At 36.5% G+C, this 21,338-nt stretch carries 20 protein-coding genes; 18 read left to right on the top strand and 2 right to left on the bottom strand.

Annotated elements, in window-relative coordinates:
• Positions 1–54 precede the first annotated feature (54 nt).
• Both ACK4M9_RS09225 and ACK4M9_RS09220 read left to right on the top strand, forming a co-directional pair.
• On the top strand, positions 55–837 hold the full coding sequence (locus ACK4M9_RS09225) for a patatin-like phospholipase family protein (RefSeq protein ID WP_409849636.1): 783 nt from the start codon (positions 55–57) through the stop codon (positions 835–837).
• A gap of 1 nt (position 838) precedes the next feature.
• The gene (locus tag ACK4M9_RS09220) at positions 839–1,885 is read left to right on the top strand and encodes a SepM family pheromone-processing serine protease (protein WP_409849634.1); all 1,047 of its coding nucleotides are present in this window, start codon (positions 839–841) and stop codon (positions 1,883–1,885) included.
• 63 nt (positions 1,886–1,948) lie between these two features.
• Here the strand turns inward: ACK4M9_RS09220 and ACK4M9_RS09215 are convergent, their stop codons facing one another.
• Positions 1,949–3,160, bottom strand: coding sequence for a nucleotidyltransferase (locus ACK4M9_RS09215; protein WP_409849632.1), 1,212 nt, complete (start codon positions 3,158–3,160; stop codon positions 1,949–1,951).
• A 275-nt stretch (positions 3,161–3,435) separates the two neighbouring features.
• Between ACK4M9_RS09215 and ACK4M9_RS09210 the strand changes: the two genes are divergently transcribed.
• The 4 genes from ACK4M9_RS09210 (at position 3,436) to ACK4M9_RS09195 (ending at position 5,767) form a co-directional block, all read left to right on the top strand.
• On the top strand, positions 3,436–3,945 hold the full coding sequence (locus ACK4M9_RS09210; protein ID WP_409849630.1) for a YceD family protein: 510 nt from the start codon (positions 3,436–3,438) through the stop codon (positions 3,943–3,945).
• Between the two features lie 76 nt (positions 3,946–4,021).
• Positions 4,022–4,195: a 50S ribosomal protein L32 gene (gene rpmF, locus ACK4M9_RS09205; protein ID WP_071316558.1), complete on the top strand. Its 174-nt coding sequence runs from the start codon at positions 4,022–4,024 to the stop codon at positions 4,193–4,195.
• Between the two features lie 95 nt (positions 4,196–4,290).
• Positions 4,291–5,037 (top strand): enoyl-CoA hydratase/isomerase family protein, encoded by a 747-nt coding sequence (locus tag ACK4M9_RS09200; protein WP_409849627.1) that lies wholly within the window; start codon positions 4,291–4,293, stop codon positions 5,035–5,037.
• A 136-nt stretch (positions 5,038–5,173) separates the two neighbouring features.
• A complete protein-coding gene (locus ACK4M9_RS09195) occupies positions 5,174–5,767 on the top strand; it encodes an RsfA family transcriptional regulator (RefSeq protein ID WP_409849625.1) in 594 nt (197 codons plus the stop codon).
• 107 nt (positions 5,768–5,874) lie between these two features.
• Here ACK4M9_RS09195 and ACK4M9_RS09190 read toward each other — a convergent pair whose 3' ends face one another.
• Positions 5,875–6,348 carry an N-acetyltransferase gene (locus ACK4M9_RS09190; RefSeq protein WP_409849623.1) on the bottom strand — a complete coding sequence of 158 codons (474 nt, stop codon included), beginning with the start codon at positions 6,346–6,348 and terminating at the stop codon, positions 5,875–5,877.
• A gap of 248 nt (positions 6,349–6,596) precedes the next feature.
• Between ACK4M9_RS09190 and ACK4M9_RS09185 the strand changes: the two genes are divergently transcribed.
• From ACK4M9_RS09185 to murD, 12 genes are all read left to right on the top strand, one after another.
• Entirely contained in the window at positions 6,597–7,517 is a 921-nt protein-coding gene (locus ACK4M9_RS09185; RefSeq protein ID WP_409849621.1) for a 2-dehydropantoate 2-reductase, read from the top strand.
• On the top strand, positions 7,510–7,896 hold the full coding sequence (locus ACK4M9_RS09180; RefSeq protein ID WP_409849619.1) for a DUF3397 domain-containing protein: 387 nt from the start codon (positions 7,510–7,512) through the stop codon (positions 7,894–7,896). Before ACK4M9_RS09185 ends, ACK4M9_RS09180 begins: the two co-directional genes overlap by 8 nt.
• An 89-nt stretch (positions 7,897–7,985) precedes the next feature.
• The gene (bshC, locus tag ACK4M9_RS09175) at positions 7,986–9,611 is read left to right on the top strand and encodes a bacillithiol biosynthesis cysteine-adding enzyme BshC (protein WP_409849617.1); all 1,626 of its coding nucleotides are present in this window, start codon (positions 7,986–7,988) and stop codon (positions 9,609–9,611) included.
• A gap of 155 nt (positions 9,612–9,766) precedes the next feature.
• On the top strand, positions 9,767–10,198 hold the full coding sequence (gene mraZ, locus ACK4M9_RS09170; RefSeq protein WP_409849615.1) for a division/cell wall cluster transcriptional repressor MraZ: 432 nt from the start codon (positions 9,767–9,769) through the stop codon (positions 10,196–10,198).
• Between the two features lie 86 nt (positions 10,199–10,284).
• Positions 10,285–11,238 carry a 16S rRNA (cytosine(1402)-N(4))-methyltransferase RsmH gene (gene rsmH / locus ACK4M9_RS09165; RefSeq protein ID WP_409849613.1) on the top strand — a complete coding sequence of 318 codons (954 nt, stop codon included), beginning with the start codon at positions 10,285–10,287 and terminating at the stop codon, positions 11,236–11,238.
• Positions 11,231–11,593: a cell division protein FtsL gene (ftsL, locus tag ACK4M9_RS09160; RefSeq protein WP_409849611.1), complete on the top strand. Its 363-nt coding sequence runs from the start codon at positions 11,231–11,233 to the stop codon at positions 11,591–11,593. Before rsmH ends, ftsL begins: the two co-directional genes overlap by 8 nt.
• A gap of 42 nt (positions 11,594–11,635) precedes the next feature.
• Positions 11,636–13,825, top strand: a complete 2,190-nt coding sequence (locus ACK4M9_RS09155; RefSeq protein ID WP_409849609.1) for a penicillin-binding protein — start codon at positions 11,636–11,638, stop codon at positions 13,823–13,825.
• 86 nt (positions 13,826–13,911) lie between these two features.
• A complete protein-coding gene (locus tag ACK4M9_RS09150) occupies positions 13,912–15,846 on the top strand; it encodes a stage V sporulation protein D (RefSeq protein WP_409849607.1) in 1,935 nt (644 codons plus the stop codon).
• Positions 15,847–16,147: 301 nt separating this feature from the next.
• A complete protein-coding gene (locus ACK4M9_RS09145; protein ID WP_409849605.1) occupies positions 16,148–17,620 on the top strand; it encodes a UDP-N-acetylmuramoyl-L-alanyl-D-glutamate--2,6-diaminopimelate ligase in 1,473 nt (490 codons plus the stop codon).
• Entirely contained in the window at positions 17,617–18,978 is a 1,362-nt protein-coding gene (locus ACK4M9_RS09140) for a UDP-N-acetylmuramoyl-tripeptide--D-alanyl-D-alanine ligase (protein ID WP_409849603.1), read from the top strand. The genes ACK4M9_RS09145 and ACK4M9_RS09140 overlap by 4 nt, the downstream gene beginning before the upstream one ends.
• 19 nt (positions 18,979–18,997) lie before the next feature.
• Positions 18,998–19,972, top strand: a complete 975-nt coding sequence (gene mraY, locus ACK4M9_RS09135) for a phospho-N-acetylmuramoyl-pentapeptide-transferase (protein ID WP_409849601.1) — start codon at positions 18,998–19,000, stop codon at positions 19,970–19,972.
• A gap of 1 nt (position 19,973) precedes the next feature.
• Positions 19,974–21,329 (top strand): UDP-N-acetylmuramoyl-L-alanine--D-glutamate ligase, encoded by a 1,356-nt coding sequence (murD, locus tag ACK4M9_RS09130; RefSeq protein WP_409849599.1) that lies wholly within the window; start codon positions 19,974–19,976, stop codon positions 21,327–21,329.
• The last annotated feature ends 9 nt before the right edge of the window (positions 21,330–21,338 follow it).

Raw genomic sequence — 21,338 nt, 5'->3', positions numbered from 1 at the left:
TCAAAAGAACTATAGACATGTAGATAACTGGAGAGAATAATAGGGGGGAGAGCTGTGAGGGAGCCGAAAATTGGTTTAGCATTAGGATCTGGTGGGGCAAGGGGGTTTGCTCATATTGGAGTAATAAAAGTTCTTGAAGAAGCCAATATACCAATTCATTGTATTTCAGGTAGTAGTATGGGTGCTCTTGTAGGGGCATTTTATGGTGCTGGCTATACACCAAAGCAAATGGCAACTATGGCACTTCATTTTCAAAGGAAATATTATTTAGACTTCACAGTTCCAAAAATGGGCTTTATTACAGGAGATAAAGTAAAACAACTGATTAAAATATTGACGAAGGGCAAAAGCATTGAGGATCTTGATCCAATTGTAAGTATCGTTGCCACAGACCTTCTAAAGGGAGAAAAGGTAGTTTTTAAAAAGGGGGATCTTTCGACAGCTATAAGAGCAAGTATCTCAATTCCTGGCATTTTTGTTCCTCATGAAGTTGACGGAAGGCTATTAGTAGACGGTGCAGTCGTTGATCGAGTTCCTGTTTCAGAAGTGAAAAAAATGAACGCAGATATTGTAATTGCCGTTGATGTGTCTTACTTTGAAGTTGAGCCACAAATAAATTCTATTTTTGATGTCATTATGCAGAGCATGGACATAATGGAGAGAGAAATGATTCGCTTTCATGAAATAGAAAGTGATATCATGATAAAACCAATGATAAATCATTATAGTTCTACAGCATTTAAAAATATAGATAAAATCATTCAGTATGGGGAAGTTGCAGCACGAGATAAATTAGCCGAACTTCAGCTGGTGGTGAAAAACTGGAAGGAGAAGTAAGATGGCCTTTATGAAAAAATTTCCACTCAGTAAAAAGCGTTGGATCTTTCTAATTATTTTTGTAATTATCATTAATTTTTATCAATTACCTTATTATTTTACAAAACCAGGTGATGCGAAAATTTTACATACAGTTATTGAGGTAGAAGGTGGTTATGAAGACAGAGGGACATTTATGCTGACTACAGTTCGTATGGGCAAGGCAAATATTATTAACTATCTATGGGCAAAGCTTAGTGATGCGAGAGAACTTATTCACGAGGATTTCATAAGACGTGGTGAAGAAACTGATGAAGAGTACCATCATCGGCAATTAATGATGATGAGTACATCACAAGACCTAGCAACGATTGTCGCTTACAATAAAGCTGGTAAAGAAGCGAATTATACAAACTTTGGTGTTATTGTTACTGGAACGATTGAGGAAATGCCGGCCTTTGAGTTGTTAGAGCTCGGAGATTTGATTGTAGCTGTTGACCAAACAGAAATTACAACTGTTGATGAGCTGCTGGCGCAGATTGGCGGTAAACAAAAAGATGCAGCAGTCTCATTAACAATTGTCCGAGCAGGTGTTAAAAAAGATATTGAACTATCTGTAACTTCGTTTCCTACGGAAATGGATCCTTCGGGGGAGAAGGTTGGAATTGGCATTACGAGTCCGGTAACGAAACGAGAGTTGTCAGTCTCTCCTAATATCAGCATAGATACTAATAAAATTGGTGGACCTTCTGCAGGCCTTATGTTTAGTCTTGAAATATATAATCAGCTTGTCGAGGAAGATATTACTAAGGGGTACCACATAGCTGGAACAGGGTCGATTAATGAAGAGGGCGAAGTAGGTCGTATTGGTGGAGTTAAGCAAAAAGTAATTGCAGCCGAGCGAGCAGGTGCTGATTTCTTCTTTGCACCTAATGAGTTTGACTCTAAGACCTCAAACTATGTCGATGCTTTGCAACAGGCTAAAACGATGAATGCAAAAATGAAGATTATTCCGATTGATACATTCGAAGATGCACTAATTTTTTTACAAGACTTAGAACCGAAATAAGGCTAAGAAAAAAGTAGAGTGGAAATGGCAGCCATGGTGCTTATTGTGCCACACATTTTCACTCTACAAGATGATTGGTGGGTGTGCATATTCTTCTTTCATTAATTTATTTTGGATTACAGGGCTAAACCCAAGCGCATAGCAGGTTGTGGCTCTCTTTTCTATTTCAATAAACGGATGTTTATGTTTAGAGATTGTGGAGATAAGTGGAACCTCTATTTGCTTCTTTTTGCTATTGACATACTCTCGCCCGATATCGTTCATTCCTAGTACCCGAATATACGGACAAGGCAACGTTACACCACGCATTTCGACTTTCGTAGTATTTGTTAGAATATGTAAACAAAGGCGTTGCAGTCTAGTCCATGTATAACGCTTTGTTTTTAACTTTTCCATGAAGTCTATAAAAGAAGTGGCTTCCTTAATGATTTGTGAAATCCGGTTTTCTAAGCCTTCTTCTGCCTCATAAATAGTTGCTAACTGTTCGTGCGTGGCTGTTAATACTTTATATTTTAAAAATGGAAATAGACGTTCCCAGTGTTGGAAGGCGGAATAACTTTCATGATAATTTTTTAGTTCATCATAAGTAAATGACGGCACAACATGTTCAATTGCCTTTAAGTCTTTTTTCTGTTTAATTAGTGATTCGCGGATGCTAGTCGCGCTAGCAATGGCATCGACTGAAATAGTCTTATCATGATATTGGGCTTTTGTGCGTTCAATAGTATAAGGTGTTATGTTTGCACCTTGCTCGTCAATGGCTTTCATATAATGGTAACCTAAGATATTATTAGGTTTTGATAGATCAAGAAATTGATCACTGTTTTCGATTTTTTTAAAAGCTAATGCTAATGCTTTTGGATAGCTATTTCCCTTTTTTAAGGCTTCTTGAAGGTGTAAGCTATAGGTGGTTTCATTTGCCTTTATAAATGAAACTAAGCGTGAAAATTGTTTAATATCACCAGATTCACTACCGAAACAAAGAGCGTTAGCACCGAAACTGTTTAGTATCGAGATTGACCCTTGGGCAAAAATTTCTGCATGTTGTGTTGCGAATACATAGGGTAATTCTAAGACAATATCGATTCCATTTGCCAAAGCCATTTTTGTGCGGGACCATTTGGAGACAAGAGCTGGTTCACCTCGCTGAAGGAAGTTACCGCTCATTACCGCGACTACAAGATCAGCCTTTGTTTGTCTTTTGGATTCGTTGAGATGTAGGGCATGACCATTATGAAACGGATTATATTCTACAACTATACCAGTGACATTCATGTTAAACCCCCAAAATATTTAGTATGAAGAGATTATACAAAAAGTAATAGGTGAAAGTCTAATAAATCTCTTTCATTTAAAGATTATAATGTGGTAGAATTCACTTTATCTAGTTTCCTCGTCGATGAATGTTGCAAACGAATCTTTATTTGATAAAACTTGAATAAGAAACAGAAAAAAATATCATAAATAAAGAGAAACCGTGTAAAGAAGAAAGCTTGACAAAATATAATTCGAAGGCTATAATTACCTTTGTTGTCTTGAGGTGTGAAAAAATGAAATGGTCAGTTCAGCAACTTAATACGTTAAAGAGTAAGGGAATTAAAATTGATGAAATGGTTGACGTTAGTGATCTAATAAAGCTTAACCATGATATTCGAGATATTTCACTAGTGCATGTGAAAGGTGAGGGAACGTTTTCTAATCACTCAATAACATTTTCACTTGAAATTAAGGGCGAAATGGTCTTGCCTTGTTCAAGAACACTAGCAGATGTGTCTTATCCTTTTCAAATTGAAACAGCTGAAATGTTTAAGCTACATGATTGGATAGGGTTTGATGATCTGGATGATGAAATCCATCATCTTGAAAATGATACATTAGATTTAATCCCTTATATTAAACAAGTAATTCTCTTAGAAATTCCTATGCAAATTTTTTGTGAAGATATGCAGGGAAAAGCACTCCCAAAGGGTAATGATTGGGAACTACTAACAGAAGAAAACAAAAAAGGACGAATTGATCCGCGTTTAGCCGATTTATCAAAGTTCTTTGATGACAAGTAATGTGTTTAAAAATGTAAGTACGGCATTCCGGCCTTCATTTTAACATATTTTATCACAGTTGAAGGAGGTGGGAATCATGGCAGTACCTTTTCGTAGAACGTCGAAAACTCGTAAAAACAAGCGTCGTACACACTATAAGTTAATGGTACCAGGAATGGTAAAATGCCCAGAATGCGGCGAATTAAAGCTTGCTCACCGTGTATGTAAAGAGTGTGGGTCTTATAAAGGAAATGAAGTAGTAAGCAAATAATGTTATGAAAAACAGGAAGGAAACCCCTTCCTGTTTTTTTATTTATCCACTATTATTATATAATTAAGAAAAGTCTGAAGCGAGGTGTCGAATTGATGGAGAAAGTTTTATTGAACATCGAAAATGAACAAGCTTGGCTAATACTAAATCGACCAGAGAAAAGAAATGCGATTGATTACGAGGTAATTGAGCTACTTAATCAAAAGCTGGACATCATTCAATCGAGACAAGATGTGAAAATCGTGATTATAACTGGTGCCGGGGAAACTGCTTTTTGTTCTGGTGGTGATTTGTCTGTCTTTCATTTAATACATACGAAAAAAGAAGCCAAAGAAATGCTTTTAAAAATGGCGAAAGTTCTTGAAAGAGTCTTCTTCTTGCCGATACCAACTGTTGCCTATTTGAATGGTACGGCTGTCGGAGGTGGTTGTGAAATAGCTACTGCCTGCGATTTCCGTATAGCCAAAAGAAATATAATGCTAGGTTTTATTCAGGGTAAGCTTGGAATAACGACCGGATGGGGTGGAGCGACGTACTTATTGGAGAGGATGAGCCAACAAGAAGCTTTTCAGCTTCTAATGTCTGCAGATCGTTTTGATGCAATTGAAGGTTTGAAAAAAGGCTTTATTCAAAGTATTCAAGATCGAGAAGGTTTTTTAGAGTGGCTTGCAACGTTTACAAGGCAACCGTTAGGAGTGTTATTGGCTTATAAACAGAGGGTGTTAGCGCAACATGATCGAATGGTTTTAAATAAGCGCGTACTAGAGGAAATAGAAGATTGTTCGACATTATGGGAAACTCCTCTGCATCATGAAGCGGTGCAACGCTTCATAGACAAGTAATTATCCACTCTAGTCTAAGTTCTGAAGTGAATAAATAGCAATAAATAGGTAATAATTCCTTAATAGATCAAAAGAGTCTATCTTTTCTAGTAATTGCATAAAGATAGTAAAAAAGGATTTTTATTGGAGGGATTAGATGTCTATCGTTCGTCAAGATGCTTGGACTAATGATGAGGATTTAGTATTAGCTGAAGTCGTTTTAAGGCATATACGTGAAGGGAGTACACAATTAGCTGCTTTTGATGAAGTTGGGGAACGTTTATCGAGAACTTCTGCGGCTTGCGGATTTAGATGGAATTCCAGCATTCGTAAAAAATATGAAGCTGCGATTGCAATAGCTAAAAAACAACGAAAAAATTTAAAGAAAACGAAGTTTGAAGATGAGAGTAAGAACTCCCAATTTGAATTGGCAACTGAAATTACAGAAGATGTTAAACCAAAGCTAGAAATTGTTAAAGAAGTTGTACCTATAGCTGAAAAGCCGCAAGTGACGATCGATAATGTGATTGAGTTTTTAGTCGCTAAAAGAGAAGAGTTGACTTCAAACAACAATTTAGTTAGTAAGAACGAAGAAATGTTAGAAACGATTGTCGCGCTAACCGCAGAAAATGAAAGATTGGTAAAAGAACTTTCAGCACTACAAAATAATTTCGAAGTTATAAAAAATGATTATAAATTACTTATTGACATTATGGATCGAGCGAAACAAATGTCCGTAGCAAGTAATTAACTCTATCTAAATAACGAAAAAGGATTGGCGCCTTGGAACAGTGCCGATCCTTTTAGTTGTTTGAAGAACTATAGATTTCAATGCTAATACAGCAGATTGTTTTTTCCTTATTCTTGCTCCGTTACACCTTCTGGAAACCAAACATATGGGTTCTCGCCGCGATCTCTATCCTGATGGTACGTTAAGGCATTGAAGCCCATTTTCGTCCAAAACTCATCAGAACGTTGACGAGCATTCGTTTTCACGGGTAAATTAAAATTTTTTGCATAATTAACGAGAGCCTCACCTAAACCCTTTCCACGATAAGGTTCAAGTACTTCTAGTTTCCATAGCTCGTAATAATCTTGAGTTGGTTCGAAATAAACGTCGTATTTTTTTTCGATACGGTATAAGCTCATTCTAGCAACAAGTTTATTGCCATAATAAATTCCATAAAAAGGAGATTCGCTATCATCTTCAATGATATTTGCACGTAGATCTTCTTTCATAGATAATTCTTGTGAACCATATTCTCTAAAGTTCTCAAATTCTTCAAGTGTCTTATAATTAACAAGTAAGCGCTTAACTTCAATGTTTTCCATAAAATACCTCCATACCATTGTAAAGTATTTGCCAAGAACTATTGTACACTTTATTTTACTATAAAATTAAGGGGAATTATCTATAAATTTTTATTTATTAAAAAATTTATTTGAAGATACCTATTTTTCATTAGTTGCGGTTTAAAATTGACTACATGGAGACAACTTTCTGAACCAAACGACATTTTTTGGTTCGTTCTTGTCGCTACGTGTGCTACTATTTAATAAAAGACTAAAGGAGTAGTTTTATGGTAGAAATTGGCGTAATTGGAGGAGGATCAATAGGACTTCTTCTGGCAGGGTACTTATGCAAGGCGGGGTTTAATGTTACGATTTATACAACTACAAAAGAGCAAGCTATGCAGTTAAACAGAAATGGTTTAACGATACAAATCGGCAGAGAAAATTTGAATTATTCCATTAAAGGTATCCCATATTCAGAAGTGAAGCAGTTTAACGACGATTACCTTTTTATTGCAGTAAAGCAATACCATCTAAAACAAGTAATTCCTAGTCTTGGTCTTCGCCTTGGAAAAGTAACTTCAATTATTTTTATGCAAAATGGAATGGGACATTTAAAGTACTTTGACAAACTTCGCCCGAAAGTGAAAAATGTTTTGGTGGCAATTGTTGAACATGGTGCCTTAAAACAAGCTGCTAGTATTGTCAGGCATACAGGCGTTGGAGAAATGAAAATTGGATACGTACAAAACGGTGAACATGATTCCGAGGCTGTTTGGGACAGCCTAACAGCTATAGGTTTTCTGACAAATGTATATGGAGATTGGCTTGAGATAATGGAGAGAAAGCTCCTTGTTAATGCTGTTATAAACCCACTTACAGCTATTTTTAAGGTACGGAATGGAATGCTAGTGGAAAACAAGTATTATCTTCAATTAATGCGACAGTTATTTGATGAGATTTCATGCGTCATTAAATGCAATAATTCAGATTGGAAGCGGATTATTGAGATATGTAAACAAACTCGAGCAAATCGTTCGTCTATGCTTAGAGATATCGAAGAGGGAAGAGTCACAGAAATAGACGCAATTACAGGAATTATTTTAGAAAAGGGAAAGATACAGAAACAATCATTACCATTAAATGACTTTATATTGAAAAGTGTCAAAGGAATGGAAAACGAGGAAAGGAGGGGAACTAGTGAGTGACGCTATAGCTTGGGTAGTAGCTACTTTCGTAACTTTACCAATTTTTGCTTTTTACCTTATTTATCTAGTTAGTGTTAAAACAACGAAAAATAAAAGGAAATCAATCAAACTTGCCGTAGATACCTCTGCAATTCTTTTTATCATTGCGGTTTACTTTATTTCCTACGAAATTTGGTCTCAATCTTTGTTGTGGTTAATCATCACATTAATCATTGTTGTGGCGATGATTTTTACAATTATCCATTGGAAAGTATCAGAAGATATTCAATTAGACAAACTGTTAAAAGGCTTCTGGCGTTTTAATTTTCTGCTATTCGTTTTTATGTATCTAATCCTTAGTTTTTATGGATTAGTTATTCGAATTTATTTAGTGACTTAAGGAATCTCAATTGTTGGCGCAAACGTAGGGAGTCTGCTATACTCTAAGTTATTTGAGTCTAAAGATTTTCTAGAGGAGGTGTATGCAGATTGCAAATAAAAGAATGTCGTTTAAATCAATCAAAGTTAATCAACGATTACATTGAAGAAAAGCAACCACTTCGAGACTTTTTTGATTATAATCACCAAAGGCAAAGTGACTACATTGAAAGACAGAAGGAATTAAGTGGACGAAACTTCCAAAGAGAGGCTCTCGCTCTGCATTTATTAAATTTTAATAAAAAATACGGTTGTTCTTCAGAAACCGTGATGAATATTGAAAAATTATTAGATGAAAATTCCGTTGTTGTTGTTGGTGGGCAGCAGTCTGGGATTTTAACAGGTCCTCTTTATACAATACATAAAATTATTACTATTATAAAGCTAGCAAAAGCTCAGGAAACCAAGCTATCTGTTCCTGTTGTACCAGTGTTTTGGATTGCCGGTGAGGATCATGATTTTGAAGAGATTAACCATGTCTATAGTATTGGCAGATCGAAAATTCAAAAACGGAAAGTTAATCAGCAGAATAATAGGAAAAAGGCTGTAACCGACCTTGAATTAGATAAAGAAGCTTTAACGAGTTTCGTTATCGATGTTTTTCGTGATAATCATGAAACAAGTCATACGAGCACTTTGTTAGAAGAGATTAAAAACTATATCTCGATTAGCAATAATTATGTCGATTTTTTCAGTTTCTTCATTCACAAATTATTTAAGGATAGCGGGATTGTTTTACTTGATTCACATAACAAAGAGCTTAGAAAATTAGAAGTTCCTTTCCTAAAGAAACTTATTGAAGAAAATGAGGTATTGCATCAAAAATTCCTACATAGAGCAAATGAGCTTTCGGAAAATGGCTATGGCGAACCTATAGAGCGTTCAGAAAATAATGCTCATTTGTTTATACATTTTGAAGGAACAAGGTTGTTGTTAGAAAGAGAAAATAGTAGCATGTTTACCGATAAACGATGCTTATGTTCATATACTAAAGAGGAATTAGTTTCATTGGTTGAAAGAGAACCAGAAAAATTTAGTAATAATGTCGTGACAAGACCTTTGATGCAGGAATATTTATTGCCTGTTCTAGCCTTTGTTGGTGGTCCGGGTGAAATTGCCTACTGGGCCTCCTTAAAAGAAGTGTTTCATTTGTTTAAATTTAAAGTTCCTCCAGTAGTTCCAAGGCTTTCGATGACATTTGTTGAACCACATATTGCAAAATTGCTTGAAAAAGATGATTTGTCGATAAAAGAAATAATTTTAAATGGTACAAAAAGCTCTCGCAATCAATTAACGTACTGGGAAGAGAAAAGCAAAGTTGAAGCAGTTTTAGAGAATGCTTTAACGGAGCTTGAAAAAGTCCATAGACCATTGAAGGACCTTGTAAATCAGTATGATAAAGGGTTAGAAAGGCTCGCAAATAAGAATCAGCTCATTATTAAAAAAGAACTTTCATTTTTAGCACAAAAGATTGAAGACAGTATCCGACAAAAGTATGACGATGAATGGTTAAAGTTAGATATGATTGAGGCGAATATTCGGCCGAATGATGGACTCCAAGAGCGTAGTTTGAATATTATAAAATATATAAATGAGTATGGTTTTGATTTTGTTCATCATTTAATTGAATTACCATACGAGCTAAATGACAAACATAAATTGATTTATTTGAAATGACAACTTGTATGGCTTAGACCGACATTTATAGTAATCTGTTGAAAAATCCTGTAATGATAGCAGGATTTTTTTTGTTATTATTATAAAAAAAAGTGGTAGAAAGTGGGGGGATGTGGTATTTTAGATGTATAAAGTGGGGAGAGGGGGAACTTCACATGTTCATGGGGGAATATCATCACACAATTGATGAAAAAGGAAGGATGATTATTCCTGCCAAGTTTCGTGAAGAATTAGGCTCCAACTTTGTGATAACAAGAGGATTAGACAGGTGTTTATTCGTCTATCCTGATAGTGAATGGAAACTCCTAGAGGATAAATTAAAAGCTTTACCGTTTACGAAGAAAGACGCAAGAGCGTTCACACGGTTCTTCTTTTCGGGAGCGACAGAATGTGAATTAGATAAGCAAGGAAGAGTTCTAGTTTCATCTCCATTGCGACAGTACGCCGAGCTTGAAAAGGAATGTGTTGTTATTGGTGTCTCTAATCGAGTTGAAGTGTGGAGTAAATCAACATGGGACGACTACTTTGCTCAGTCGGAAGATTCTTTTAGTGAAATTGCTGAAGGAATTGTTGATTTTGATTTATAATTTGTTACCTGAAACCCATATTAGCGGATAAACGGCGCTCAATTGTAACAACATAGAAAAAGTACATATTTAAGAAGGTGTTTATTATGTTCGATCACATCACTGTTTTAAAAGAAGAAGCCGTAGCTGGTTTAAATATTAAAAAAGATGGTATTTATGTTGACTGTACACTTGGAGGTGCGGGACACTCTCAATTGATTTTGTCTCAACTGTCAAGCGAAGGTCATTTATATGCGTTTGATCAAGATGACATTGCTATTGCCCATGCGAAAGAAAAACTAAAAGAGTACGATGGACGATATACAATTATAAAAAGTAATTTTCGATTTTTAGCTGAACAATTGGCTAACAGAGGGATTTACAAGGTAGATGGTATCCTATTTGATTTAGGCGTGTCATCGCCACAACTAGACGAAGCTGAGCGAGGCTTTAGTTATCATCACGATGCGCCCCTAGATATGAGAATGGACCAATCATCGTCATTAACTGCAGAAGAAATCGTTAATGAATGGTCATTTCATGACATTATGCGGATTGTATCAAAATATGGTGAAGAACGTTTTGCTAAGCAAATTGCCAGGAAAATCGAAGCCTACAGAGCTACTAAGCGAATTGAAACAACTGGGGAGTTAGTTGAAATTGTCAAGGACGCTATTCCAGCTCCTGCAAGGCGAACTGGGGGGCATCCTGCAAAAAGGACCTTTCAGGCGATTCGAATTGCGGTTAATGATGAACTTCAAGCTTTCGAGGATGCAGTTAATGGTGCCATCGAAATTGTAAAGATTGGTGGACGTGTCGCTGTTATCACGTTTCATTCATTAGAAGACCGTATTTGCAAAACTATTTTTAAAAAGCTGAGCACAGGGCCTGAGTTACCGCGAAATTTGCCAGTAATTCCAGAAGGTTATGAACCGGTGCTTAAATTAATTACAAGAAAGCCTATTTTGCCATCTGATGATGAAGTTGGTGCTAATAAGCGATCTCGTTCTGCAAAGTTACGTGTTGCTGAAAAACAAAAGGAGGTTTCATTGAGTGAGTAATCTTGCCAGACAATTAGAAAGAAAGCAAATTCAGGAATCGGTCAGTAAGGAACTGAATAATCCGCTGAAAAAAGTAAAAAGTAAAATCTCTAATGGAGAGAAATTTTTGTATTTTACAACTTTAGTGGGGGTAGTTTTTGCAACTTATTTAGTCATTTCTACGTATGCTGCGATTTATATCACAAATAACGAAGTTCACGCCCTAGAAAGAACGATTAAGAACCAAACAACGAACAATGAAGCACTTCAATTACAAGTAACAGAACTTTCAGCCCCAGATAGAATTTTAAAAATCGCAACAGAAAAGCTTGGGATGACATTGAACGATAAAAACGTAAAGGTTGTAAAAAACTAGTTCAATTTTGGACTAGTTTTTCACATATAGAAGGTGATCATCTTGGCAACTTTTAAACTTAATAAAATGAATGTGAGAGCGGTAGTATTATTATTAGTTTTTATGTTACTATTCTCACTTTTATTTACTAGAATTGGATATATCCAGGTGAATAAAACTGTAAACGGTCAGGAACTACAAACAATTGCTGAAGATCGTTGGACTAGAAAGCAAACTGTAGAAGGTCGACGTGGAACGATTTATGATCGGTTTGGTGATGCTCTTGCACAAGAAATTCCATCATATACTATAGAAGCAATTTTAGACGAAAATTCTAGAAATCGTGTTGAAGATCCAAAAATGACCGCTCAAAAACTAGCACCAATTGTCGAAAGGGATGCTGATGATTTGGAACGGCTGCTTTCTGCCGAAGGACGTTTTCAAGTAGAGCTTGGAATAGGTACGAAAAACTTAAGCCTAGAAAAAAAACGGGAAATAGAAGAATTAGGACTAAAAGGAATCGTCTTTCGAAAAGAGGCACGTCGTTATTACCCAAAACAAAATTTTGCCTCACATGTGATTGGCTATACAGAACGTGATATGTCGAAGGCTAGGATGGGGTTAGAAAGCAGTTTAAATGATTACTTAGTAAAAGAGGATGGTTTTGTTCAATATTTTAGTGATCGGAAAGGTATCAAGTTACCAAATCTTGAGGAAATCATTGAAAAACCTAAAAATGGGTTTGACGTATATTTAACGCTCGATGCTAACATTCAAATGGCTTTAGAACAAATCATGTCTCAGGTTGAAGAACAGTATGAGCCAGAGCGGATGATGGCAATTGTTGCAGATCCAAAAACAGGTCAAATTTTAGCTATGAGCAACAGACCTAGCTTTAACCCTAATTTTTATGAAGAAATCACTAATTATACAAATTATACAGTCTCTTCTCGTTTTGAGCCCGGTTCAACAATGAAGATGTTTACGTTAGCAGCAGCGATTGAAGAAGGGGTTTATAATGGTGAAGAAATTTATCAATCAGGGAGTTATCAAATTGGCGGAAGAAGAGTTAGTGACCATAATCAAGGCTTAGGTTGGGGAAAAATTTCTTTTGATGAAGGCTTCCAACGTTCATCTAATGTTGCTTATTCAATTCTTGCATTGGAAAGACTAGGTCCTGAGCGATTATATAATTACTTAGATAAGTTTGGTTTCCGTAGTCCAACTGGTATTGAACTTCCTAATGAGGCTAGTAGCTCAATTGCTGATTCATATCGGGTCGATGCTGCTACAACTGCCTTTGGGCAAGGTTCAGCAGTTACTCCTATTCAGCAGATACAAGCTGCAACGGCGATAGCCAATGGCGGTAAGATGATGAAACCTTATGTGATTGATAAAATTGTCAATCCTTATACAGATGAAGTAATAGAACGAGGGGAGCCAACTGTTGTTGGGGAACCAATTTCAGAAAAAACGGCAAATCAAGTTCTTGATTTAATGGAAACTGTTGTTACTTCCACAGCAGGTACTGGGAAACCATATTTTGTTGAAGGTTTTGATATTGCAGGTAAAACTGGGACTGCTCAAATATCAGATCCGAATGGTCGTGGCTATTTAACTGGTCACGGTCAGCATATTTATTCGTTTATGGGAGTTGCTCCTAAATCTAATCCGCAATTAATCGTCTATGTCGCAGTAGATCGACCCAAAATTGATATTTATGAACAAGGTTCGGCTCCAGTATCACAAATATTTACATCGGTGATGAAACATAGTCTCCAATATTTGAATATTGCTCCAAGCGCACGTTCTAGCAAAAATGCGTTTATAGATGAAGGGTTCCTTATTGGTGATTATATTGGTAAAAATGTTGAAAAAGCTAAATCTATTTTAGAAGAAGCGGGTTTAGATGTCCAAGTGATTGGTACTGGTATTAATATAGAAGCGCAAATCCCAACTAGTGGATCGATGCTTTTGTTTGGTGAGAAAGTAATTTTAAAAACTGAAGGATCTTCATTTACGATGCCTAACATCGTTGGTTGGTCTTTGCGTGACGTTATGAAACTAGCTTATATCATTAATCTAAATGCAAATTTAATAGGTTCAGGTTTTGTAATCGAGCAAAGTATTGCTCCAAATAGCGAGTTGAAAAATGGTGATTATATTGTCATTGAATTAGCGCTACCTCATGATGTTGAGGAATCTGAACACCCTACTGATGAGGATGAACCTGAAATCATAACAATGGATTAATAGAGGACAAGTGGTCTTTTTTTCGTCGTACAAGCATAAATTTGAAACGAGCCTACAATGTTACCTAAGATAAGGGGGATAAGTGTGTGCGTGTTTCAAATGTTACTGTACGAAGACGCTTAGTTTTCGTTTTCACTTTCGGTTTACTGTTCTTTTTCGTTATTATTTTAAGGCTTGGATACGTTCAATTTGCGTTAGGAAATGATTTGACCGATCGAGCTGAGGATTTGTGGAGTAGAAATATTCCTTTTGAGGCAAAAAGAGGAGAAATTCTAGATAGAAATGGGATTCCTCTAGCAACAAATATTAGTGCACCTTCCGTCTTAATTGTACCGAGGCAAATTAAAAACCCTGCAGAGGACGCAGAGAGGTTAGCAAGTGTACTAAGAATGGATCATAAAAAAGTCTATGGGTTATTAACGAAAAAAGAATCGATTGTTCGGATTAATCCAGAAGGAAGAAAGATTAGTAATCAACTCGCAAGTGAGGTTCGAGATTTAGAAATTCCTGGGGTCTATATTGCGGAAGACAATAAGCGCCATTACCCATTCGGGAATTACTTATCACACGTTCTCGGATTTGCTGGAATTGATAATCAAGGTTTAACAGGAATCGAACTTTATTATGAAGATAAATTAAGTGGGCAAAAAGGTCATGTATCATTTTTCTCTGATGCTAAAGGGCGTCGAATGCCTAATTTGGCTGATGAATACACACAGCCAGTAGACGGGTTAAACTTGAAATTAACCATTGACACAAATGTCCAAACAATTATTGAACGTGAACTTGATATTGCCGAAGCGATCTACAAACCAGACGGAGCGATAGCTATTGCTATGAATCCAAATACAGGTGAGATTTTAGGGATGTCGAGTAGACCTGACTATGATCCTGAAAACTTCAGAAATGTCCCGCCTGAAGTTTATAATCAAAACAAACCTGTCTGGATGCAATATGAACCTGGATCAACGTTTAAAATTATTACCCTTGCTGCAGCATTAGAGGAAGGGGAAGTAGATCTTGAGAAAGATACGTTTAATGATCCGGGTTTTATTGAAGTTTCCGGACATAGACTTCGTTGTTGGAAAAAAGGTGGCCATGGTCACCAGACGTTTTTAGAGGTTGTCCAAAATTCGTGTAACCCTGGCTTTGTTGTCTTAGGCGAACGTCTTGGTAAGGAACGTTTGTTTGATTATATAGAGAATTTTGGTTTTGGGCAAAAAACTGGAATTGATTTGCAAGGTGAAGGAAAAGGAATATTATTTAGTCGTGACCGTGTCGGACCGCTAGAGCAAGCAACGACAGCGTTTGGTCAAGGAGTTGCGGTCACACCGCTACAACAAGTTACCGCAGTTTCAGCAGCGATAAATGGTGGCTATTTATATACACCGTTTATTGCAAAGGAATGGCTAGACCCAATGACTGGAGAAACATTAAATTTTACGCAACCAGTATCTAAGCGCCGTGTAATCTCAGAGGATACGAGTTCCAAAGTTCGGTATGCTCTTGAGAATGTAGTTGCAAGAGGTACAGGTAAAGGGGCATTTGTCGAAGGTTACCGGGTTGGCGGGAAAACTGGAACAGCGCAAAAAGCCCAAGGTGGTCGTTATTTAGAGAATAACCATATCGTTTCGTTTATTGGTTTTGCACCTGCTGACGATCCTCAAATTGTTGTTTATGTTGCTATTGATAATCCAAAGGAAACGGTTCAGTTTGGTGGAGTTGTTGCAGCGCCTATCGTAGGTAAAATTATTGGAGATAGTTTGAGAGCAATGGGTGTTGAGAAACGAACAAATCAAATTGAGAAAGAACGAATTTGGTCAGATGAGCCGTTAGTTAAAGTTCCAGACTTAGTTGGTAGGACGAAGCGAGAAATCAACGAATCTTACTATGAACTAAAATTAGATGTGAGTGGAGAAGGGAATATGGTGCTTGCCCAATCTCCTGAACCAGGAATGAAAGTGAAACAATACTCGACAATACGTATTTTGCTAGGTGACAAAACTGAGAGTGACGATTAAAATAAGTCTATGTGTTTAAAAACTATAGCCTACTAATTGACTTGATGGTAAACTATAAACTCCAAATCAAGAAGTGTAATCTTTAAATAAAGGTGGGATAGCGCTTTTGACTGCTGAAGTAGCTATCCCATTATTAGGGTAATTTACTTTTAGAGTTTACAACTTGAATGCTGAATTTTGAAGTTTTGACAAAGGAGGGACACGTCAAAATTATAAATTCAACATTTAAACAAAAGGAGTTTAAAAAATCCTTTTATAAGCTACGATAGTATAGTAAGTAAATGATTGTGAGGTAAGGACTATGAAAAAATTGGATGAGCTCATTTGCAGTTTATATGAATATAAAAAGATTGGCTCTACAAATCCCGTTATTAAGTCAATTGAAATGGACTCCCGACTGGTGCAAGACGGTAGTCTATTTATTTGTATAGAAGGATACACGGTAGATGGACATGATTATGCAATGCAAGCGATAGGAAATGGTGCAGTGGCACTTATTTCGGAAAAATCGTTAAGTGTAGATGTTCCAGTTATTTTAGTGAAGGATACGAAACGAGCGATGGCTATTTTAGCCAATGTTTTTTACGATCATCCGACTACAAAATTTTCCCTCATCGGTGTGACTGGGACAAATGGCAAAACAACTACTACTCATTTAATTGAAAAAATACTAAATGACGCTAACAAAAAAACTGGATTAATTGGAACAATGTATATGAAGATTGCTGATCAGACGCTCGAAACAAAAAATACCACTCCTGAATCGTTATCTCTGCAACAGATTTTTGCCGAGATGGTTGAACAAAAGGTAGAAACGGCAATTATGGAAGTATCAAGCCATGCCCTTCATCTTGGAAGAGTGAGAGGTTGTGATTTTAACATCGCTGTTTTTACAAATCTTACTCAAGATCATCTTGATTATCACGAGACGATGGAAGCGTATCGAAACGCAAAGGGCTTATTGTTTGCTCAACTAGGTAATACATATTGCAGTAATACCGTTAAAATTGCTGTTTTAAATGGTGATGACCTAGCTTCAAAAGAGTATGAAAAAATGACGTCAGCCCAAATTGTTACATACGGTATTGAAAACAAATGTGACGTTAGCGCAACGAATATTCAAATTACGGCTCAAGGAACATCTTTTGAAGTGAGTGCTCAGGGGAAAAAAGCGACAGTTCAACTAAAAATGATTGGGAAATTTAGTGTCTATAACGCTTTAGCAGCAATGACCGCTTGTCTAGTAGATGGTATTTCTCTTGATTCTATAATTAGCTCGCTAGAATCAGTAGAAGGGGTTTCAGGGCGTTTTGAACCTGTTGACGCTGGCCAACCCTTTACCGTTATTGTTGATTATGCTCACACTCCTGATAGTTTAGAGAACGTTTTAAAAACAGTTAAGGAGTTTGCCCAAGGGGAAATTCACGTTATTGTAGGTTGTGGTGGTGACCGTGATAAGACGAAACGACCATTGATGGCGAAGATTGCAAATGAACTTGGTGATTACGTTATTCTGACATCTGATAATCCACGAAGTGAAGATCCTATGCAAATTATTTTTGATATGGAAAAAGGCTTAAGTAAGCAGAGTGGTCACGTTTCGATTGTCGATCGAAAAGAGGCAATTATTTATGCGATTGAGAAGGCGAAGGTAAAGGATGTCATCGTGATTGCTGGTAAAGGTCATGAAACATATCAAATAATTGGAAAAGAAACGATCTTCTTTGATGATCGAATTATCGCCGCAAATGCAATAAAGGAGATGTTGAAGTGAGCTTTAATATCCAAATCGTAAATGAAATTTCAATCAAAAGCCAGGGCAATTTCAGTGAGAAAATGTTAATTGAACAAGTCTTTATTGATAGTCGTATTGAAGTAGAGAATGGCCTATTTGTTCCTATTGTTGGTGAGCGTTTTGATGGGCACTCGTTTTTAGAAACTGCAATCAAACAGGGAGCAATTGCTTCATTGTGGGAGGAAGGGAAGGAACTACCTGAGGGGCTTGACGAAAACTTCCCAATTTTTTACGTCAACAGTACGCTGAAAGCACTTGAACAATTAGCAAAGAAGTATTTACGACAAGTCGGCCCTAAAGTCATAGGTGTGACTGGAAGCAACGGAAAAACATCTACTAAAGACATAATCGACGCTGTTTTATCGACAACCTTTAAAACCCACAAAACAGCAGGAAACTATAATAACCATATCGGTTTACCTTTAACGATCCTTGCAATGCCAAATGATTGTGAAGTTGCTATTCTCGAAATGGGGATGAATAACTTCGGGGAGATTTCTTTTCTAAGTAAAATAGCTGAACCGGACATTGCGATTATAACCAACATTGGGGAATCTCATATTGAACAATTAGGTAGTAGGGCAGGAATTTCCAAAGCGAAATTAGAGATTATCGATGGCTTACGAGAAGATGGTATCTTAATTATTGATGGAGACGAGCCGTTATTAAAGCTTAATGGAAATATAAAAACAGTAAATTGTGGCTATGATGATCATAACAACTTCAAAATTTTTGATGTTAATCAAACAGCTGACGTGACAAGTTTTATTATTAATCAGCAATTTCAATTTACGCTCAGGTTATTAGGGAAGCATAATATAAAAAATTCAACATATGCAATTGCCGCAGGAAAATATTTAGGCTTGAATGAGCATACAATTCAAATAGGGCTAGATAATTGTGTCCTAACTGGAATGAGGATGGAAAAGGTGCAGGGTCAAAATGGGGCAACAATTATTAATGACGCGTATAATTCTAGTCCTACTTCTATGAAGGCTGCGATTGAAACAATCAAACAACTTGATGGCTTTAACAAGAGAATTCTCGTCCTTGGGGATATGTATGAATTAGGAAAAGATGAACATGCACTTCACCGTTCAGTAGCCACTGTTATTTCAAAGCCAATCACACACCTATTCACGATTGGTGCCCGAGGTAAATGGATTGCTGAGGCATTATTAGAGCATAACAACGATAAAATAGAAATAAGCTCGTATAGTACTAAAGAAGAGCTAACAGAAAAATTATTACCTTTATTGGATAATGGAAGTATCGTTCTTATTAAAGCTTCAAGAGGAATGAAGTTAGAAACGATCGCCAAAAACCTATATAGCTAGGAAAGGGGGATTGGGTTAAATGCCTGAAAAAATACTGTTTTTTACACTTGTCGTTTCATTTTTAATATCTGTAGTACTATCACCAATTATGATACCCTTTTTACGTCGACTGAAATTTGGTCAAAGTATTAGGGAGGAAGGACCTAAATCCCACCAAAAGAAAAGTGGTACACCAACAATGGGGGGGGTCATGATATTACTCTCCATCGTCATTACAACGGTAATAATGGTAGCTAAATTTAGTGTTATATCTACCGAGATCTATTTATTATTACTAGTAACTGTAGGATTTGGTCTTTTAGGATTTTTAGATGATTTTATTAAGGTGGTTCTAAAACGAAATTTAGGATTAACATCTAAGCAAAAATTAGTGGGGCAGTTAATCATTGCCTCAATCTTCTATATTGTTGTTAAGCAATTAAACTTCTCTACTGTCATTTCAGTGCCAGGTACAGATATAGGTATCGATATCGGTATCTTGTATTTAATCTTAATTATTGTCATGCTTGTTGGAGCATCTAATGCTGTTAATCTGACTGATGGTTTAGATGGTCTACTCGCAGGTACAGCAGCGATTGCTTTTGGGGCCTACGCAATCATTGCTTTTAGCACTGAACAAATGGACATTGCTATGTTCTGTGCAGCGGTAGTTGGTGGAGTACTTGGTTTCTTAGTATTTAATGCTCATCCGGCGAAAGTATTTATGGGAGATACAGGCTCCCTTGCTTTAGGTGGAGCAATTGGAGCAGTCGCTATCTTAACGAAGATGGAAATATTGTTGGTCATCATTGGTGGAGTGTTCGTGATTGAAACGCTTTCTGTTATCATTCAAGTAATTTCCTTTAAGACTACTGGAAAGCGAGTTTTTAAGATGAGTCCTATCCATCATCATTATGAGCTATCTGGATGGTCAGAATGGCGCGTGGTTGTTACTTTTTGGCTAGTCGGTTTAGTATTTGCAATACTAGGAATTTACTTAGAGGTGTTGATGTAAGATGAAAAATATTGATTATTTTAATGGAAAAGTTATTTTGGTTATTGGTCTAGCTAAGAGTGGCTTAGCGGCTGGAAAACTATTACATAAACTAGGAGCAAAAGTGGTTGTAAATGACCAAAAACCGTTAGCTGAAAACCTGCAAGCGCTTGAACTTCAACAGCTAGGTGTTGAAGTTATTTGTGGTGGTCATCCATTATCTATCTTTGAAAGAGATTTTGATCTTGTTGTTAAAAACCCTGGAATACCTTATTCTAATCCATTAATTCAAAAAGCAGTCGAGAAAGGAATTTCAGTTGTTACAGAAATAGAAGTGGCTTCAATTATTTCTGAAGCTGATATGATTGCGATTACGGGATCAAATGGTAAAACAACAACGACTACGCTTATATATGAAATGTTAGAGGGGAGTAACAGAGTGCCTCTAATTGCAGGAAATATCGGCACGGTAGCTTGTGAAGTGGCCGAAAAAGCATCTGTAGAAAATGTTCTTGTCACGGAGGTTTCTAGTTTTCAACTTATGGGTACTCAACAATTTCACCCAAAAATCGCTGTCTTCTTAAATTTATTTGATGCTCATTTAGATTACCATGGCACACGCCAGGATTATGGGATAGCAAAAGCGAAAATATTCGCAAACCTAACTGAAGAGGATTTTTGTGTTGTTAATGCTGACGATTCCGAAGTTATGATGTTAGCTCAAAATATCGTCGGTCAGAAATTATTATTTTCAGTTAAAAATTATGTTGAAAATGGGGCATACATTGAAGATCGCTTTATTTATTTCCAAAACGAAAAAATAATTGCAATCGAGGAGATTGTTCTACCAGGTGCTCATAATTTAGAAAACATCCTTGCAGCCATTTGTGCAGCAAAGTTAGCAGGCGCAACAACAAAGCGAATTGTCGAAGTATTAACGACATTTGCGGGCGTAAAACATCGAACGCAATTTGTAACTACGATTAATAATAGGAAATTTTATAATGACTCAAAAGCTACAAACATGCTAGCAACTAAAGTAGCAGTTTCTGCCTTTGACGAACCCATTATTTTATTAGCAGGAGGATTAGATCGTGGTAATGAATTTGACGAGCTAATTCCTACTCTCAAAAAAGTAAAAGGTGTCGTGTTATATGGTGAAACAGCTTCGAAGTTAGAAAAAGCTGCGAAAGTAGCTGAGGTATCATTCATTAAAATCGTCAACACTGTTACAGAAGCTGTGAGTACTGCGTATGAACATTCGGAGTGCGGCGATGTAATTTTACTTTCCCCTGCTTGTGCTAGTTGGGATCAGTTTAAAACGTTTGAGGAAAGAGGAGAAACCTTTATCAAAGCCGTATATGATTTAGAAAAATAAAAATAAAAG

This window comes from Anaerobacillus sp. (assembly GCF_046314235.1).
In the GTDB taxonomy this organism is placed as follows: domain Bacteria; phylum Bacillota; class Bacilli; order Bacillales; family Anaerobacillaceae; genus Anaerobacillus.
Note: the sequence above shows the minus strand (reverse complement) of the source record. Positions and strands in the feature narration are given on the sequence as shown.

Coding starts and splice junctions, on each gene's coding strand:
- ACK4M9_RS09220 (WP_409849634.1), top strand. CDS start 839: ATGGCCTTTATGAAAAAATTTCCACTCAGTAAAAAGCGTTGGATCTTT.
- ACK4M9_RS09215 (WP_409849632.1), bottom strand. CDS start 3,160: ATGAATGTCACTGGTATAGTTGTAGAATATAATCCGTTTCATAATGGT.
- ACK4M9_RS09210 (WP_409849630.1), top strand. CDS start 3,436: ATGAAATGGTCAGTTCAGCAACTTAATACGTTAAAGAGTAAGGGAATT.
- rpmF (WP_071316558.1), top strand. CDS start 4,022: ATGGCAGTACCTTTTCGTAGAACGTCGAAAACTCGTAAAAACAAGCGT.
- ACK4M9_RS09200 (WP_409849627.1), top strand. CDS start 4,291: ATGGAGAAAGTTTTATTGAACATCGAAAATGAACAAGCTTGGCTAATA.
- ACK4M9_RS09195 (WP_409849625.1), top strand. CDS start 5,174: ATGTCTATCGTTCGTCAAGATGCTTGGACTAATGATGAGGATTTAGTA.
- ACK4M9_RS09190 (WP_409849623.1), bottom strand. CDS start 6,348: ATGGAAAACATTGAAGTTAAGCGCTTACTTGTTAATTATAAGACACTT.
- ACK4M9_RS09185 (WP_409849621.1), top strand. CDS start 6,597: ATGGTAGAAATTGGCGTAATTGGAGGAGGATCAATAGGACTTCTTCTG.
- mraZ (WP_409849615.1), top strand. CDS start 9,767: ATGTTCATGGGGGAATATCATCACACAATTGATGAAAAAGGAAGGATG.
- rsmH (WP_409849613.1), top strand. CDS start 10,285: ATGTTCGATCACATCACTGTTTTAAAAGAAGAAGCCGTAGCTGGTTTA.
- ACK4M9_RS09145 (WP_409849605.1), top strand. CDS start 16,148: ATGAAAAAATTGGATGAGCTCATTTGCAGTTTATATGAATATAAAAAG.
- mraY (WP_409849601.1), top strand. CDS start 18,998: ATGCCTGAAAAAATACTGTTTTTTACACTTGTCGTTTCATTTTTAATA.
- murD (WP_409849599.1), top strand. CDS start 19,974: ATGAAAAATATTGATTATTTTAATGGAAAAGTTATTTTGGTTATTGGT.